The sequence below is a fragment of the Streptomyces sp. NPDC005408 genome (assembly GCF_040606445.1).
Lineage (GTDB): Bacteria > Actinomycetota > Actinomycetes > Streptomycetales > Streptomycetaceae > Streptomyces.
Window position 1 is genome coordinate 48,959 of sequence record NZ_JBEXEX010000041.1, and the last position, 16,105, is coordinate 65,063.

General features: G+C 68.6%; 15 protein-coding genes and 1 pseudogene. 3 read left to right on the plus strand and 13 right to left on the minus strand.

Annotation, left to right across the window (positions count from 1 at the left end; all coding sequences use genetic code 11):
- The 3 genes from ABZS64_RS29270 to fxsA all read right to left on the minus strand — a co-directional run bounded on the left by ABZS64_RS29270 (nt 1) and on the right by fxsA (nt 3,154).
- The gene (locus ABZS64_RS29270; RefSeq protein ID WP_355836025.1) at nt 1–711 is read right to left on the minus strand and encodes an AAC(3) family N-acetyltransferase; all 711 of its coding nucleotides are present in this window, start codon (nt 709–711) and stop codon (nt 1–3) included.
- Between the two features lie 61 nt (nt 712–772).
- Nucleotides 773–2,980, minus strand: coding sequence for a radical SAM/SPASM protein FxsB, inactivated metallohydrolase extension form (gene fxsB, locus ABZS64_RS29275; protein ID WP_355836028.1), 2,208 nt, complete (start codon nt 2,978–2,980; stop codon nt 773–775).
- A 9-nt stretch (nt 2,981–2,989) separates the two neighbouring features.
- Nucleotides 2,990–3,154 carry an FxSxx-COOH cyclophane-containing RiPP peptide gene (gene fxsA / locus ABZS64_RS29280; RefSeq protein WP_355836031.1) on the minus strand — a complete coding sequence of 55 codons (165 nt, stop codon included), beginning with the start codon at nt 3,152–3,154 and terminating at the stop codon, nt 2,990–2,992.
- Nucleotides 3,155–3,386: 232 nt separating this feature from the next.
- Here fxsA and ABZS64_RS29285 point away from each other — a divergent pair, with 232 nt between their 5' ends.
- A complete protein-coding gene (locus ABZS64_RS29285; protein WP_355836033.1) occupies nt 3,387–4,289 on the plus strand; it encodes a DUF4231 domain-containing protein in 903 nt (300 codons plus the stop codon).
- A gap of 58 nt (nt 4,290–4,347) precedes the next feature.
- Here the strand turns inward: ABZS64_RS29285 and ABZS64_RS29290 are convergent, their stop codons facing one another.
- The 10 genes from ABZS64_RS29290 to ABZS64_RS29335 all read right to left on the minus strand — a co-directional run bounded on the left by ABZS64_RS29290 (nt 4,348) and on the right by ABZS64_RS29335 (nt 14,577).
- Nucleotides 4,348–4,827, minus strand: coding sequence for a hypothetical protein (locus tag ABZS64_RS29290; protein ID WP_355836036.1), 480 nt, complete (start codon nt 4,825–4,827; stop codon nt 4,348–4,350).
- Between the two features lie 126 nt (nt 4,828–4,953).
- A complete protein-coding gene (locus ABZS64_RS29295; protein WP_355836039.1) occupies nt 4,954–5,853 on the minus strand; it encodes a S1 family peptidase in 900 nt (299 codons plus the stop codon).
- A gap of 251 nt (nt 5,854–6,104) precedes the next feature.
- Nucleotides 6,105–6,893 (minus strand): DUF1684 domain-containing protein, encoded by a 789-nt coding sequence (locus tag ABZS64_RS29300; RefSeq protein WP_355836042.1) that lies wholly within the window; start codon nt 6,891–6,893, stop codon nt 6,105–6,107.
- Nucleotides 6,894–6,896: 3 nt separating this feature from the next.
- Complete coding sequence (locus ABZS64_RS29305) at nt 6,897–8,267, minus strand: NtaA/DmoA family FMN-dependent monooxygenase (RefSeq protein WP_355836045.1); 1,371 nt, start codon at nt 8,265–8,267, stop codon at nt 6,897–6,899.
- On the minus strand, nt 8,264–9,328 hold the full coding sequence (locus ABZS64_RS29310) for an LLM class flavin-dependent oxidoreductase (RefSeq protein ID WP_355836048.1): 1,065 nt from the start codon (nt 9,326–9,328) through the stop codon (nt 8,264–8,266). The genes ABZS64_RS29305 and ABZS64_RS29310 overlap by 4 nt, the downstream gene beginning before the upstream one ends.
- Before the next feature lie 23 nt (nt 9,329–9,351).
- Entirely contained in the window at nt 9,352–10,326 is a 975-nt protein-coding gene (locus tag ABZS64_RS29315; RefSeq protein ID WP_355836051.1) for an ABC transporter substrate-binding protein, read from the minus strand.
- 28 nt (nt 10,327–10,354) lie between these two features.
- Nucleotides 10,355–11,107 carry an amino acid ABC transporter ATP-binding protein gene (locus ABZS64_RS29320; protein ID WP_355836084.1) on the minus strand — a complete coding sequence of 251 codons (753 nt, stop codon included), beginning with the start codon at nt 11,105–11,107 and terminating at the stop codon, nt 10,355–10,357.
- Nucleotides 11,108–11,112: 5 nt separating this feature from the next.
- The gene (locus ABZS64_RS29325) at nt 11,113–11,877 is read right to left on the minus strand and encodes an amino acid ABC transporter permease (RefSeq protein WP_355836054.1); all 765 of its coding nucleotides are present in this window, start codon (nt 11,875–11,877) and stop codon (nt 11,113–11,115) included.
- Nucleotides 11,878–11,926: 49 nt separating this feature from the next.
- Complete coding sequence (locus ABZS64_RS29330) at nt 11,927–13,717, minus strand: FAD/NAD(P)-binding protein (RefSeq protein WP_355836057.1); 1,791 nt, start codon at nt 13,715–13,717, stop codon at nt 11,927–11,929.
- The gene (locus tag ABZS64_RS29335; RefSeq protein WP_355836060.1) at nt 13,714–14,577 is read right to left on the minus strand and encodes an amino acid ABC transporter permease; all 864 of its coding nucleotides are present in this window, start codon (nt 14,575–14,577) and stop codon (nt 13,714–13,716) included. The genes ABZS64_RS29330 and ABZS64_RS29335 overlap by 4 nt, the downstream gene beginning before the upstream one ends.
- Before the next feature lie 408 nt (nt 14,578–14,985).
- On the opposite strand from ABZS64_RS29335, the gene ABZS64_RS29340 reads away from it, so the two are divergent.
- Nucleotides 14,986–15,498, plus strand: a complete 513-nt coding sequence (locus tag ABZS64_RS29340; protein ID WP_355836063.1) for a GNAT family N-acetyltransferase — start codon at nt 14,986–14,988, stop codon at nt 15,496–15,498.
- A gap of 36 nt (nt 15,499–15,534) precedes the next feature.
- Nucleotides 15,535–16,059, plus strand: a pseudogene (locus ABZS64_RS29345) (transporter substrate-binding domain-containing protein); the annotation flags it as partial.
- Between the last annotated feature and the right edge of the window lie 46 nt (nt 16,060–16,105).

Genomic DNA, 16,105 nt, shown 5'->3' on the forward strand with positions numbered 1-16,105 from the left:
TCAAGACCGCTTTTCGGTCATCCAGCTCTCCGCATGGCCGACCGCGTCCTTGATCGAGAACAACCGTGCCGTTCTTCCTCCCAGTTGTCCCTTCTGCTCCATACCCCATGTGAAGGCGGCGCCGATCGCGCCGAAATCGCTGTCGTCCAGTTCGACGTCTTCGTACTCAGTCCATTCCTTACCCCCGCCGGGTCGCTGCACCACACAACGGTAGGTCCGCACAGGAGCACCGGTCCTGTATTCGGCGAGATGGAATGCGGTGCAGACAGCGAAATCCACATTGATCATCAACACCTGTGCCCCGGCCCGGTACAGGGCTCCGAGTGGCGAGTTCTCGCCAAGATGTGAGGTCAGCGGATGTACGGCGAGCAGTTCCGCGGCCCGCCGTCCCACAGCGGCGAAGGAGCTCTGCGGATGGGCGCTGCGCACGGCCCCCTTCGCGGTCCGCACGGACTCGGCCAACCGGCCCATGCCCTGACTGCGCGTCGTCGCCGCGTCGAAGGCCGGCATTTCCGCCCGGAAGGCCGCCGACTGCTCGGGTGTCATGCCCCGCACGCGGGCCCGGTACGAGGCCGACGTGTCGGAGTTGCCGGCGGTGAAGGCGGGCACCACGAGGGTGCCGTCCTCGCCCAGTACGTCGAGCAGCGCATCACGCAGGGTTTCGGCACCGAGTCCGGTGCCGCGCAGGCCGGCATGGACCAGCAGCGTCATACCGTCCTGGACGCCCAGTCCTCGTAAGGACCGCCGCAGTGCGCGTCTGCGGGGCCCGTCCTCACCCACGGCCGGCCTCTTTCCAGAGTTCGTCCAGCAGCCGCTGCCCGCCGACGGTCAGCTCAGCCGCGCGACCGAGGGTCTCCAGCGCGCGCTTGGCCTCGTCGGCAAGGTCGGGCTGGAAGGTCGCCAGCCCCACGCGTTCGTACGCCCCCGCCAGCAGCTCGGAGACGACGACAGGTTCGTCCTGCCAGGGCGCGGGATGGCGCCACCAGCCGTCCTGTGCGTAGAGATCCGTGACGTCGAGCAGGGCATGCAGCCGGGCCCGCCGGAATCCGCGCAGCAGCGCGGTCGCGAGCTCTTCTGCCGTGCCGGGCAGGGCGATTCCGAGCGCTCCGAAGCCGTGCCGCAGCACGGCGGGCTGACCCTCGGCAAGCGGGGTCAGGGTGGTCAGACAGTCCGCGGCGTCCGTCGCCTGCTCCGGCGCCGTCTGCCGCAGCACGGACCAGGCCTCGGCCAGCCGCGTGCTCCACAGGGCCGCCTCCTGCGCGCCGAGCCGCTCCCGCACGGGAACGCCGAAGCAGTCGCGGTACGGGTCGAGGTCGTCGAGCCGCAGCGCGGGCAGCCCTTCGGCGGCGAGTGTGCGCACGGGTCGCCAGTCGCCGCTCTCCTCGGTGGTGTGTACGTGGCGCGGCTCGCGGCCCTCCGCCCGCACCAGGAGCCCGTCCCCGGCCGCGCGCACCTCGGCCTCGCCGTGCTGCCCCGGGCCCGTCAGCCGTAGCTCGCCGAGCGTGGGCAGCCAGAGCCTGCCGTCCTCGTACGGCACCCGGACAGGGACGTCGAGGCCGCCCCGTACCACCGCGGCGGCGAGATACGCCGGCAGCCGGAGAGCGAGGGCAGCCGCATCGGGCCGCCCTTCGCGCAGAGCGGCCAGGCAGTCCTGCAGCCAGGTGTAGGTGTAGGGATGGCCGTAGACCGCGTCGAGCGCGTCGGAGCGCTCCTCCAGGGCGGACGCCAGCTCCCAGGCCTCGTCCCAGGCTTCGCCGCCGCGCCCGTCGAGTTCCGCATGGACGTCGGCGAGCAGAGTGCGCGTCACATCCTGGTGCTCGGCCATGAGGACACCGGGATCCGTGACCGCGAGGGAGACCGAAGACGCGGCTGTGCGCTGCTCGATGCCCCGGATCAGTGCTTCGAGGTCGGTGCAGTACACGGAGGTGTTGTCGAAGTCGTTCTGGGAGCTGTAGCGGTGGGTGTAGAGCCCGCCGCCGCAGGACCGTACGACGGGGCACTGCCTGCAGGTCTCGCTGACTCCCGCGAGCCCCAGCTGGCGCGCCCTGACCCCGGGGTGTGCCGCGACAGTGTCGAAGGGGTGCGTGAAGACGTCGAATCCGGTGGCTGCCGCGCCCTCGTAGGCGCTTTTCAGCGAGTCGACCTGCTCCAGGGTGCCGTCGGTCTCCACGACGACGAGGTCGGTGGGGGCAAGGCCGAGGGACTCGGTGAGGCTGGGGCCGCCGCTGAGGGTGGAGAGCACGGACTCGAAGAGCCGTACCGGCACGTTCCTGCCCTGCTGGTTCCAGCGGTCGAAGATCGTCAGGATCCAGTCGGCGTACGCGGTGGGTGAGCCGTCGGGGCGGGCAGGCGGGTCGTCCCAGGTGCCGTGCGGGAGGAGGAAGTCGATACGCGGGGGTTCCAGCTCGGTGAGCGCGTCGTACACGGCGATCGGGTCGTTGGCCACGTCGATCGTGCAGAGGAGACCGAGGTAGAGATGGCGGTAGCGGTCCTGACTGAGCAGGTCGACGGCTCTGAGGACCAGCGGATGGCTGGTGCGGCCGTCGGCGAAGCGGCGATGGCGGTCGTTCGCGGCCTGGTCGCCGTCGAGGGAGATCCCGACCCTGACGTTGAACTCGCTGAAGAGGTCGAGGTACGAGCGGCTCAGTTGTAAGCCGTTCGTATGGATGCGAAGGTCGAGTTCGGCGACCCCGTCGAGTGCTCCGGTGAGCTCCTCACAGACGCGTCGCAGCCGTGCGGGCCCCGCCAGAAGTGGCTCCCCTCCGTGCAGGATCACTGACACGGAGGGCAGGGCATGACTCTTGGCATGCTCGGCCAGTCGCAGAGCTGTCCAGGAAATGGCTTCGTCAGAGATTGCCTTGGGGCGGGTACGCCAGCTCTGATCAGCGTGTTCGTAGATATAGCAATGGTCACATGCAAGATCACATCTGCTGTGGACCTTCAATACGATCTCGCGGAATGGGACCAGGGGTCCTGTCATTCCGCCAGTCTAGAGCGCCGAGTTGAAGGTGGAAGCACGCAGAGAGCGGTCGGTGGCGGCCGGGAGGACCCGTGCCAGCTTCCTCGCGGCATCCGTGCCACGCACATCGATCTGTGCGAGTGGAACACGGTTCTTCTTCGCAGCGGCGAAGGAGGCTGAGGTTTGAAACGTCATGAGGGCCGTCCTTGATGTTGTGTCCAGCACAGATACCACGCACCGTTGCGATGCCAGGCGGCACGACTTTACTCTCATGGCCACTCGCAGCAACTCAGCACATGGATACGCAACAAAAGAGTTGCGCGGCATTCTCGCAGGACAGCACGGAACAAGCCATTCCGCCTAAAGAGTGAAGACAAAACTGCAGACGGGGGTGCACGTGACCGGTTTTCCCGGCCCACTGCAAAGCATGGTCTTCCGTAACACTGATCTGCCGATTCTCTACCACCACACGGACTCCGTCGCGATCGCGCGCCAGCGTGAGGCCGTAGGCGCCACCCGCTACCAGCTGCTCCTGCTGGTGGCGGGTGCCGCTCTGGCCGCGCTGCCGTCGTCGCTCGAGCTGGGCTCCAGTTTCCAACTCTCTGGCGCCCTCAGCGCGTTGGCGTACGCCGGGGTGTTGATCTTCAACTATCGCTCGTCGAGCCGCAGAGCAAAGTCGCATTGGCAACTCAACCGCTCCGCAGCGGAGTTCATCAAGTCCCTGTGCTGGCGGTACGCGGTCCATGGAGCGCCGTTCGACTCCAACTCCAGTGACGCGGACGAGTTGTTCACCGTGAGGCTGGAGGAGGGACTGAGGGAGCTGACCAAGGTCGGCTGGGAGGACCCCCGCACGAGCGTGCCGGAGGTCGCGGCCGGGGAGCCGATCACGACAGCCATGCGGCAATTACGGGCCAAGTCATTCAGCGTCCGTAAGGAGACCTATGTACGGGACCGGCTCATTGAGCAGCGCAATTGGTACCACCGGCGCACGGAGATATCCCGCCGCGCCACGCTTCTGTGGTCCGCCTCGATCGGACTGCTCACGATGCTCGCGCTCTTCTTCGCCCTGCTGAGGACCTTCTCACTCGCCGAATCGGTCGATCTGGCGGGCCTGTTGTCGGCAGCGGCGGCCTCGTGTCTGGCGTGGAGCGAGATCCGTCGCCATCAACCCCTCATCGCGGCCCACTCGTTGGTCGAGCAGGACCTGGCGACGATGCACACGGCCATGGAGACGACGGTGAGTGATGTGGAGTGGCCGTCGGCGGTGTACGAGACCGAGCGCATTGTCTCCCCGCAGCACACGGACTGGCTTGTCAGACACCGGAGTTGAGGCCGTTCTTCGTCGGAGACGCCGTTCAGTCGGAGACGCTGTGAATCAGCGCTGTGAATCAGAGACGCTCAAGCCCGTCGCGCCAGATGACCGTGACGGGCTTGCCGCGGTCTCGCGCGTAACGGACGATGTCGCCCGTGCCGCCGAGGCCGCGGGCCGGGCGGCCGTCCCAGACCGCCAGCAGACGGTCGCAGTTGTCGGCGATGAAGGCGCCGGCCGCGTAATACGCCTCGTCGGTGGAGTACGGAAAGGCCAGCTGGACCTCCCGGGTGGCCAGCCCCCTGAAGTGCTGGAAGCGGGCCAGCTCCCCAGGGGCCGTGAAGCCGTCCTCGTAGTCCCCGCTCGGAATCACCACGGTCAGCTCCGCACCGCAGGCCAGCGCGATGTCGGCGAACAGCTGGTCGGCGCCCGCCGCGAGGCTGGACAGGGCTTCCATCGAGCCCTCGTGGCCGCACAGCACGGCGCGCATTGCGGCGCGGATATGGGCGTACGCCTCGGGAGGGATTCCTCTGTGGCCGGTCACTCCAATGCGTTTCACTGACCGCAACCCCCGTCCCTCCACGCCCGACCGCCCTCATATCCTCTCAAACAGAGACGCGACGTCGAGCCCCCGTCCCTTTATAGGGACGAGGGCTCGACTGCTGCCGGCTGCAGTAGTGGTGCGTCAGTAGACGCTGACCCCGTAGGCGCTGAGTGCCTCGGTGACCGGCTGGAAGAACGTCGTACCGCCGGAGGAGCAGTTGCCGCTGCCGCCGGAGGTCAGGCCGATGGCCCGGCTGCCGGAGTAGAGCGAGCCGCCGCTGTCGCCCGGTTCGGCGCAGACGTTGGTGCGGATCATGCCGTAGACGATGTCGCCGCCGCCGTAGTTGACGGTGGCGTTCAGGCCGGTGACGGAGCCGCAGTGGATGCCCGTGGTGGAGCCGCGGCGGCAGACGGACATGCCGACGGTCGCGTTGGCCGCGCTGGTGATGTCCTGGCTGCCGACGGTGCCCGGGTGGGCGAGCGAGGTGTTGGAGTACCTCACGATGCCGTAGTCATTGCCCGGGAAGCTGGATCCGGCCGTGGGGCCGATGCTCGTGGAGTGCGAGGAGTTGGTGTACCAGGGCGGGTTGCCGTCGGTGCAGTGGCCGGCGGTCAGGAAGTAGTAGGTGCTGCCGCTGCGGACGTTGAAGCCCAGGGAACAGCGCCAGCTGGTGGCATAGATCGCGTCGCCGCCGGAGATGAGCTTGGAGAGCTTGCCGGCGGTGCGTTCGATGCGTATCGCACCGGCGTTGGCCCCGGCCTGCTGCTTGATCTTGGCAATCTCGGCCCGGGAGACGGTGCTGTCGGCCGTGACGACCAGGGTGTTGGTCGCCTTGTCGACGATCCAGGCGGTACCTGCGACATCGGAGTCGAGTACGGCGTCGCTCGCGGCGCTGAGCTGGTTGGCGCTGAAGGTCTGTGCCTGGTTGGCGTTGGCGGCGGGGACGGCCAGCGCGGCGGCGGTGATCAGGCCAGTGGTGACGGCGAGCAGACGCAAACGTCTCGCCATGCCACTGCGGGGGGTGGTGCGCTTGATCCTCACTTGTCGTTCCTCCAGGGGGGAATCGGGGGCCCGTTGTGGGGTTCGGGGCCCGTGAGGCGCAGCCATGAAGTACAGGGAACTGTCCGGTTTCCGGACAAGCCGTGCTCCTGACAAGCGCTGTTCGGGAGTATTCGGTGCGTCAACATCCCGCGCAAGGGCGTCTTTCGGCCGCTCCACGCACCCACGCCACACGGCCCCGGCAGCTCTGTGGCTGCCGGGGCTGTGCCGTACGTGTCCGCCCGTAAGACGGGTCAGGCGCCCAGAAGGTTCCGTTCACCCGCCGGGACGCCGACCGCCAGCGTGTTGCCGGGCGGCGGGAAGGGGCAGATGAAGTGGTCGGCGAAGGCGCACGGTGGCAGCAGCGAGCGGTTGAAGTCGACGGTCACCGCACCGTCTTCGGCCGGTGCCGCGGGCCGCAGAAAGCGGAAGCGATAACTACTGTTTCCGCTGGTGGCGTCGGCGAAGACCGCCCACAGCGAGCCGTCCGCCTCGACCGCGACGTGCAGGGTGCGCTCCTCGCCGTCGAGTTCGAAGGCGATTTCGCCGCCGAGGCCCAGCCCGCGCTCGCGTCCGTCGGCGTTCTCCACCCGTACGCTGCGGTGTTCCTCGTACGGAGTGAAGCATCCGGGCAGCGCCCAGCGGGCGTCGTACGCACTCGCCTCGATGCCCTTGAAGGCCTTGCGCGCCGGGGAATCCGGGTCGAAGTCCCGTACCGCCCACAGCCCTTCGCGGCGCAGCACGACCAGGCGCCGCTCGCCGTGCACGACCCGGGCCTCGGGGATGGGAGCGTGGTCCGCGCCGAGCCGGATTCGGCCGGTGAGCGGCTTGCCGTCGACGGTGAGCCCGTCCTCGGCGGCAGCGGCGAGAACCACTTCGTCGCCGTCCTCGCGCCACTCGCCCGGGACGGCCGGAATTCGCCCTTCCGGGTAGTCGGAGAGCCAGTGCGTGCCGGTGAGGGAGAGCGGGCCGTAGGGCCCTGAGACCGTCGCGGTGCGGTGCTCGTGCCAGCTCTTCCAGTCCTGCTGCGGGTCGGTGCTCATTGGTCAACCTTTCCACACCGGCTCCGCGAGCCCGAGATGCGAGCGCAGCGTCGAGCCGGTGTATTCCGTGCGGAAGGCCCCGCGCTCCTGGAGGAGCGGCACGACCTGCTCGACGAAGTCGTCGAGGCCGCCGGGGGTGAGACGGGGAACGAGGATGAAGCCGTCGGCCGCGTCCGTCGAGACGAACTCGTCCATCGCGGCGGCCACGGAGTGCGCGGTCCCGATGAAGGACTGCCTGCTGGTCGTCTCGATGACGGTCTGCCGGATCGACAGGCCCTTGGCCTGGGACAGCGCGCGCCACTTGGCGGCGATCGCGAACGGGTCGCCGGTCCTGACCCGGCCCTGTACGAGCGCCGAGTCCGGGTCGGGATCGATGTCGGGCAGCGGCCCGTCGGGATCGTACGAGGACAGGTCGCGGCCCCAGACCAGTTCCAGGGCGAGGATCGCGTTCTGCGGGGAGACCTGCCGGTGGCGGAGGGCCGCGGCCCGCTCCTGCGCCTCGGCGTCGCTGTCGCCGAGGACGAAGGTGACGCCGGGCATGACCTTGAGGTCGTCCGGGCTGCGGCCGTAGCGGGCGAGGCGCTGTTTGACGTCGGCGTAGAAGGCGCGGCCCGCCTCCAGCGTCCCGTGCCGCGTGCTGTGCCTTTCCGGGGGATGACCCCCGGACCCCCAGCGGGCAAAGACGACGTCCGCGGCGGAGGCTGCGAACTCCCGGCCCTCGTCGGAGTCGCCCGCCTGGATGACGACGGGATGGCCCTGCGGCGAGCGCGGAACGGTGAACTCGCCCTCGATCGCGAAGTGCTGACCGTGATGGGCGAAGGGACGCGGGACCCCGTCCGGCGTCCAGGAGTCCCACAGTTCGCGGGCGGTGGAGACGAACTCGGCGGCACGGGTGTATCGGTCGGCCCGGTCGAGATAGCCCCCGCGCCGGAAGTTCTCCCCGGTGAAGGCGTCGGACGAGGTGACGACGTTCCAGGCGGCCCGTCCGCCGCTGAGATGGTCCAGCGAGGCGAGCCGGCGGGCCAGTTCGTACGGCTCGTTGAAGGTGGCGTTGACGGTGGCGGCGAGACCGAGCCGCTCGGTGACGGCGGCGAGCGCGTTGAGCACGGTGATCGACTCGGGGCGGCCGACGACGTCCAGATCGTGGATCTCGCCCTTGTGCTCGCGCAGCCGCAGGCCCTCGGCGAGGAAGAAGAAGTCGAACAGGCCGCGTTCCGCGGTGCGGGCGAGATGCTCGAAGGACGAGAAGTCGATCTGGCTCCTCGAGTGCGGGTCGGCCCAGACGGTCGTGTTGTTGACGCCCGGGAAGTGGGCGGCGAGATGGCAGTGTTTCTTGAGCGGCTTCCCGCCGCGGGGCTTCCGTTCGGCGGTCATGAGGTTCCCCCGGCGAGGGCGTACTGGTTGGCCGGCCGGGCAAGACCGAGGTGCTCCCGGAGCGTGCCGCCCGGATGGAAGGTGCGGAACAGACTGCGGTGCTGGAGCAGCGCGACCGTGCCGTTGACGATCCGCTCCAGGTCCCGGTGGGGCGCGATGGGTGCCAGATGGAAGCCGTCCACCGCCGCCTCCGCGTGCCACTGGGTGATCAGTTCGGCGAGATCGACCGGGCCGCCGCTGTAGTGCGGGCCGCCTGCGAGCCGCGGCCCGCTGTCCAGTCCGGGCTCAGGCGCCGACTCCCCCTCGCCGAGGTCGACGACGAGCGAGACCAGTACCCGTAGCGTGTCCGGGTCACGGCCGTGCGCCTGCGCCCGCCGCCGGATGTCGTCGCGGAGCTCCGCGGCATATTCCGGTGCTCCCGCCCGTACGAGAACGACATCGGCGTGCTGGGCCGCGGCATCCCTGCCGGACTCGGCCGTGCCGTCCACGACGGTGACGGGCCGGCCCTGCGGTGGCCTGGGGACGATCGAGGGACCGCGGACACTGAACGTGCCGCCCTGGAAGTCGACATGGTGCAGCTTGTCGCGATCGATGAAACGACCTGTCGATGTGTCGCGGATCTCGGCGTCGTCCTCCCAGCTGTCCCACAGCCGGGCGGCGACATCGGCGACATCGCCCGCCTCCCGCCACAGGGCGTCGGGCGGGGCGGCAGGCCGCCGGCCGAAGAGCCTGGCCTCGGCCTCGGTACTCGACACATCGACCTGCCAGCCGGCCCGGCCGCGGCTCACCCAGTCGAGGGTGGCCACGGCCGTGGACAGATGGAAGGGCTCGGTGTGGGTGGTGGTCACGGTCGGCACAAGGCCGATCCGCCGGGTGGCGGGGGCGACCCGTGACAGCACCGCGAGGGCGTCGAGCCCCGGCCGGGCGAAGGAGTCGCCCAGGGTCACGAAGTCGAGGGCGCCCCGCTCGGCGAGCCGGGCTTGTGCGACGTAGTACGCGGCGTCGTACCGCGCGGGGCCGTCGAGGGCGACGGCCAGATGAAGGGGTCGGGTGGGGGACATGGTGGGGGGCCTCTCCGGATCGGTCAGTTCTTCGGCCGGGGCAGGCCGGGCGGGTTGATCTCCGACTTCGGCACGGCTTCGCTGCTGAGCCCCCAGCGCCCCAGGACCTTGGCGTACGACCCGTCCTTGATGATCTGGTCGATGGCCGCCGCGTACGCCTCGACCAGGCCGCTGCCCTTCTTCGTGGTCGCGGCGATCTTGCCCTGGACCTGGTCTCCGCCGCCGGAGATCTTGCCGACGATCTCGGTCTGGCCCGCCGATGCGACGTGGTAGGCGGCCGACGGATTCGGCCCGAGGTGGGCGTCGATACGGCCCGACTGGAGTGCCAGGTAGTAGTCGGTGTCCTTCTGGAAGTACTTGATGTCCACCGGTTTGAGACCGGCCTTCTCGTTCTGCTCGCTCCAGTCGAGAAGGATCTTCTCCTGGTTGGTCCCGGAGGAGACGGATATGGTCTTGCCCGCCACGTCCTTGGGGCCCTTGACCTGCCAGTGGCTGCCCTTCTTCGCCTCGAAGGCCACATCGTCAAGTCGATAGGTCGCGAAGTCGTACTTGTCCTTGCGCTCCTCCGTCACCGTGACGTTGGAGAACACGGCGTCGAACTTGGAGCTGTCCAGGCCGACGAAGAGGTTCTCCCAGGAGACCGCCTCGAAGTCGACCTTGAGCCCGAGGGTGTCGGCGACCAGCGTGGCGATGTCGATCTCGGAGCCGATCCGGGTCTTGTCGTCGGTGGCGTAGAAGCCGAGTGGTGGCGAGGCGTCGGCGCTGGCGCCGAGCTTCAGAGTGCCCCGCTTGCGGATGGCCTCCGGCACCTTGGCGGCGATCGCGTCGGCCTTCTTGCCGCGGATCCGGTTCTGGTCGGGCGAGATATTGATACCCGCGCCCTTCTGGCCCTTGGGCTTCACTGTGTCGGTCGCGTCGCTGGTGCCTCCGCAGGCGGCGAGCAGACCGGAGGCGGCGATCGCGGCTACGGCGGTGACGAAGGTGCGGCCGGTGTTCACGTGGAAACTCCTTGCAGACATGGGTGGTTCACAGGACCTTGGAGAGGAACGCGCGGGTGCGCTCGTGCTGCGGCTTGTCGAGTACGTCGCCGGGAGTGCCCTGTTCGACGATGCGGCCGTCGTCCATGAAGACCACGGTGTCGGCGACCTCACGGGCGAAGCCGATCTCGTGCGTGACGACGATCATGGTTGTGCCCTGCCGCGCCAGGTCCTTGATGACATCGAGGACCTCGCCGACCAGCTCGGGGTCCAGGGCCGAGGTGGGCTCGTCGAAGAGGAGCAGTTTCGGTTCGAGGGCGAGCGCGCGGGCGATGGCGACGCGCTGCTGCTGTCCGCCCGACAGCTGCTTGGGGTAGGCGGCCGCCTTGTCGGCGAGCCCGACCCTGGCGAGCAGCTTCCCGGCCGCGGCGACGGCTTCCGTCTTGGGCCTGCCGAGCGCCGACACGGGCGCCTCGATGATGTTGTCCAGCACGGTCAGATGCGGGAAGAGATTGAAGTTCTGGAAGACGAAGCCGATCCGGGTGCGCTGTTTGAGGACTTCGCGCTCGCGCAGCTCGTACAGCTTGTCGCCGGAGCGCCGGTAGCCGACGAGGGTGCCGTCGACGCTGATCCAGCCGCTGTCGACCTTCTCCAGATGGTTGATGGTCCGCAGCAGGGTCGACTTCCCGGATCCCGAGGGTCCGAGGACGACGGTCACCTCTGCGGCGCGCACGTCGAGGTCGATGCCGCGCAGCACCTCCAGCGTCCCGAAACTCTTGTGCACGGACCTGACTTCGACCATGGCGCTCATCGCGCGGCCCCCTTGGCGTAGTGACGTTCGACGTAGTGCTGGAGGACGGAGAGCGCGGTGGTCAGGAGGATGTACCAGGCGGTGGCGACCATCAGCAGGGGCACGACCCTGCCGTTGCGGCCGTAGATGACCTGGACCTGGTGGAAGAGCTCGCCGATCGCCATCACGGAGACGATCGAGGTGCCCTTGAAGAGGGAGATGACCTCGTTGGCTGCGTTCGGCAGGATCGACCGCATCGCCTGCGGCAGTACGATCCGCCGGGCCTGCCGCAGCTTGGGGATGCCGAGTGCGGCCGCGGCCTCCAACTGCCCGCTGTCCACGGCCAGTACGCCACCGCGCACGATCTCGGCGGCATAGGCGGCCTGGTGCAGTGCGAGCCCGAGGACCGCCGCGCTCATCGCCCCGACGAGCCCCATGGTGTCGAAGGAGAAGAAGCCGGGCCCGAAGGGGATGCCGAACTGCAGCTCCTTGTAGAGGTAGGCGAGGTTGAACCAGAAGAGCAGCTGCACGATGAGCGGGATCGACCGGAAGGCCCAGATGTAGGCGAACGCCACCGACTTCAGGAGCGGGCTCGCGGACAGCCGCATGAAGGCGAGCCCGTGCACGAACTGCGCGAGGAGTACGGCGGTCGCGGCGACCGCGGCCCAGCGCCAGGGGTGGCGTACGGGCACCACTTTCAGGGTGCCGTAGTCCTCAGGGTCCGCGACGGTGGGTGGTGGTGGTGGTGCTTTGTCGACAGGTGGATCGCTGGTCAGCGACATGGGGTCCTCACATCCGTACGTACAAAAAGGGGTGGGCTCAGCCCTCGGCTCAGGCCCCTCGGGTCAGGCCCTCAGGGCTCAGTTGCGCGCGACAGGACAAGTCGCGCAGAAAGCCGAGCGCGGCCCGCGCGGTGGCGTCGTTCTGCCGGAAGGCCGGTCCGCCCGTGCGCGGCCGGGTGAAGGCGCCGCCCGCCCGGGCGGTGGTGTGCGGCCCGAGCGCGAAACGGCGTGGATGCGGCCGGCCGTCGCGGTCGAGCACCCGGCCGTCCTCGGGATCCACCGAGAGGAGTCCGGTGGGTGTCGCTGCCGCGCCGTCCGCGTACAGCGCGCGCAGCAGCGGGCTGCGGGTGCGCTCCAGCGAGGGCTCGGGCAGCCGCGCCTCGACCAGCGCCCGGGCCTCGATCCACTCCCCCGGCACACTGGCGCTGCCCGCCCGGAAGATCCCCCGTTCCTCGTCGGCCTCGACGGTGATGCCCGCGCCGAGGAAGCGGACGACGCCTGCGCGGGACAGGGCGAGCAGCTGGCGCAGCCGAGGCCCGGGCGGACCGGATGCGAGATAGCTGAAGAAGCCGTGCCACCAGCCGCCGATGTCGCCGAGCCGGATCAACTGCCCGTAGACGGAGAGCAGTCCGAGGAAGACGGCGAGGTCCTCGCTGTGGGCGGGGTCGTGGCGTCGGTCGAGGTCGGCGGTGATGTAGCTGCGCAGTCCGTCCTGGAGTGCGTCGTACGAGCCGAAGCGCACGCCGTCGAGCGGATGGTCGAGCGCTTCGAGGTCGAGACGGTCGGCCGGGTCGGGGACTGAGGCGGCGACGAGCGTGTGCAGTTCCGGGCTGCCCGGCTCGGCGGTCGCGTACTTCTCCTCGAAGTCGGGCCAGTTGACCGAGGTGCGCTCGGGGTGGGCGGTGAAGAGCCGGTGGTAGTGGGCGTAGCCGAGTTCCTTGTCGACCAGGGGCCACACGTCGCGGCGGAAGTCGATGGCGGGACGGCTGAGGAGTGCGTCCACCTGGGCGGGGCCGAAGAAGCGTGGCAGCGGGGGCCGTTCACCCTGCGGGTCGTAGCCGATCTTGGAGTGATAGGGGACACCGCGCCGCGATCCGACGTACAGGACCGGCTCCCGGCCCGATGCCACATACTCGCCGTTCTCGTACCGTCCGCCGCGGCCTTCGGTGAGCAGGACCATCAGATCGATGAAGGCCAGTCCGAAGCCGCGGACGATGACGGGCTCGCCTGCCGGAAGGCCGTCGAGGTCACTGTCCGCGGTGAAGTCCGGCGGCAGATGGAGCAGTCGCCGACGCCGTGCGAAGTCGGCCAACTGCTCTTGTTCATCGTCGAGTTCGGCGTCGAGGTGGCCGAGCGTGAGCACCACGAGATCGGCGGTCAGCGGCTCGGGGCGGCCTTCGAGCCGGACCTGTTGGCGGCCTCCCTGCGGTCCGTCGACACGCAGGGCGTGCGCCCGGTGCTCATGGACGGTGACGGACGGCGGCAGCGCGGCCACCGCCTTCTCGTACACCCAGCGCAGATACTCCCCCTGCTGCTGTCTGCTGGGAAAACTCTGGCCTTCGAGATCCGCCCACTCGGCGAGGGTGGGCCCCGGCAGGACGGGTCCGTTCAGCGCCACCGTGTCGTCGGTGAACATGGTGACGTCCTCGGCCATAGAGTTCATCCACAGCAGCGGGGACTGTTCCTCGCGCCATATACGGCCGCCGCCGGGCGGGTGCGGGTCGACGAGATGGATGTCCAGGGGCTGGTCGCCGTACGTCTCGGCGGTGTTGGCGGCGAGCCGCTCCAGGAGACCGGTCCCCCGCGGACCGGCCCCGACGATCACCAGGGAGCGGCTCATCGCGCAACCACCGAGCCGCGCGCGTAGTACTTCTCGACGTAGTGCTGTCCGACGCTGAGCAGCGAGGTCACCACGACGTACCAGATGGTGGCGACGAGCAGCAGCGGGACGACCTGGTAGGTGCGGTGGTAGACGAGCTGCACCGAGTAGAGCAGATCCTGTACGGCGATGACGCTGACGATCGATGTGCCCTTCAGGGTGCCGATGAGCATGTTCCCGGCCGGCGGCACGATGGAGCGCATGGCCTGCGGAAGCACGATCCGGCGAAGCCTGCGCCATCGTCCGAGGCCGAGCGATTCGGCGGCCTCGATCTGTCCGCGTTCGACGGAGAGGATGCCGCCGCGCACCACTTCGGCGGCGTACGCGGCTTCGTGGAGTGTGAGCCCGATGATCGCGATGGTGACCGGGCCGAGCAGGTTGACCGTCCTGACGCCGAGGATCTGCGGGTAGAGCGCTCCGATGTTGAACCAGAACAGCAGCTGCACGAGGATCGGAGTCGAGCGCAGCAGCCAGGTGTATCCCCAGCTGACGTTGCGCAGAACGGGGTTGGCCGACAGCCGCATCACGGCGAGGAGCGTGCCGAGGGCGAAGCCCAGCACCATGACGACCGCAGTCAGCCAGAGGGTGAGGCCGAGGCCGCGCAGTACGGACGCGGAGGTGAAGTAGTCACCGACGACGCCCCACTGGAACGCGTCATTGCGTACGACGGAGCTGACGGCGCCCGCGAGAAGCAGCAGGACGACAACTGCCGCTGCCCACTGGCCCGTTCGGCGTACGGGCACGATGCGCGGATATACGGCGTCGGTCTTGGCGGGCGGGGCCGCGGACGATTCGGGGAGGGTGTCGGTGGACACAGCCATGCGAAGGCTCCGTGGATGCAGAGATCGAACACGGGAATGCCTTCACCGAAAAAGCAACGTGGACCGAGCCCCTCAGCACGATCCGTCTCCGAGGCTAAGCGGTCGGCACGGCTCACTGTCAAGCCTGTCCAGACTGTGAGCCGTAAGTCTCACGGCAGTTGACGAAGAAACGGATGCCTGTTCCACTTAGCTCATGCATTCGCAGCAGTGGCTGGTCACGCGCTCCCACATCGACTTCGGTCGAGTGTGGTCCTCGTCCTGTTGAGCTGACCCCGCTGCTTCTTCTGTCGGCGCGCCTTCGCGCCGTTTTCTGACATTTCTCGCTTTCGCGCCTTCACCTCACAGCATCGCGTATCACTCCCCTCGCCTCACCCTGGTTCCTTCTGCCTGCTCGAAAGAAGGGCACGCATGACGTTCACCCCGAGCCGTGGTTCCGCGCTGTCCGTACACCGGACCACGGTCGAAGACCCTCTGGCCCGTCCGCTCCTCGTTGAGCTGGCGTACGAGTACAGCAGTCGGTACGGCTCCACCTTCGACAGCACGCTCACCGAGCTGGAGCAGTACCCGTCCGAGGAGTTCGCTCCGCCCGGCGGTGCGTTCCTGCTGCTCCTGGAGCAGGGCCGGCCGGTCGCCGGAGGCGCATACCGCCGCTACGACACGAGCACCGCCGAACTGAAGAGGATCTGGACGCACTCCGCGCACCGCCGCCGTGGCCTCGCCCGGCGCGTACTGCGCGCGCTCGAACGGGAGGCCGCCAACCGCGGCTACTCCCGGATCCATCTGACCACCGGCCCGCGCCAGCCCGAGGCCAAGGGCCTCTATCTGGCCACCGGATACCGCCCGCTCTTCGATCTGTCCGCAGATCCGGAGTCGATCGGCCCACTGCCGTTCGAGAAGCACCTGGAGACCCACGCCTCATGAGCAGGACACGCCACGCCGTCGCCTTCGCGCTGATCAGAGGACGGCAAGACCGTCGCGGGCCAGGACATCGACTTCGCCGAGGCCGCCGCCAAGGTGCTCGGCCTGAAGCTGAAGCGTGAGGTGGCCAGCTTCGAGGCGATCCTGCCCGCGCTGGGCAGCGGCAAGTACGACCTGGGCACCGGCAACTTCGGCGTCACCGACGAGCGCCGCAGGACCATCGACTTCGTTACCTACATCAATGACGGCCAGGGCTTCGCCGCGCTCAAGAGCAGCAGGCTGACGAAGATCTCGGACTTCACCGACCTGTGCGGCCTCAATGTCGCGACCGGGGCGGGCACCACCTTCGAGGCGTCCCTGGAGAAGAACAAGGGCCGCTGCTCCGAGGCGGGCAAGAAGCCGTACAAGGTCCAGACCTACGCCGAGACGGGCGCGATCTGGATCTCCCTCCAGCAGGGCCGCAGCGATGTGGTGATGAGCACCATCAACGGGCTGCGCTACGCCGTGACCCAGCATGTCGAGTCTCAGTTGATGGTTGACGGGTTGGCGTCGGGTGATGCTTGACGTCTTCCCTAGACGATCTTCCGGCGATTGTGTTCGCCGGACTTGC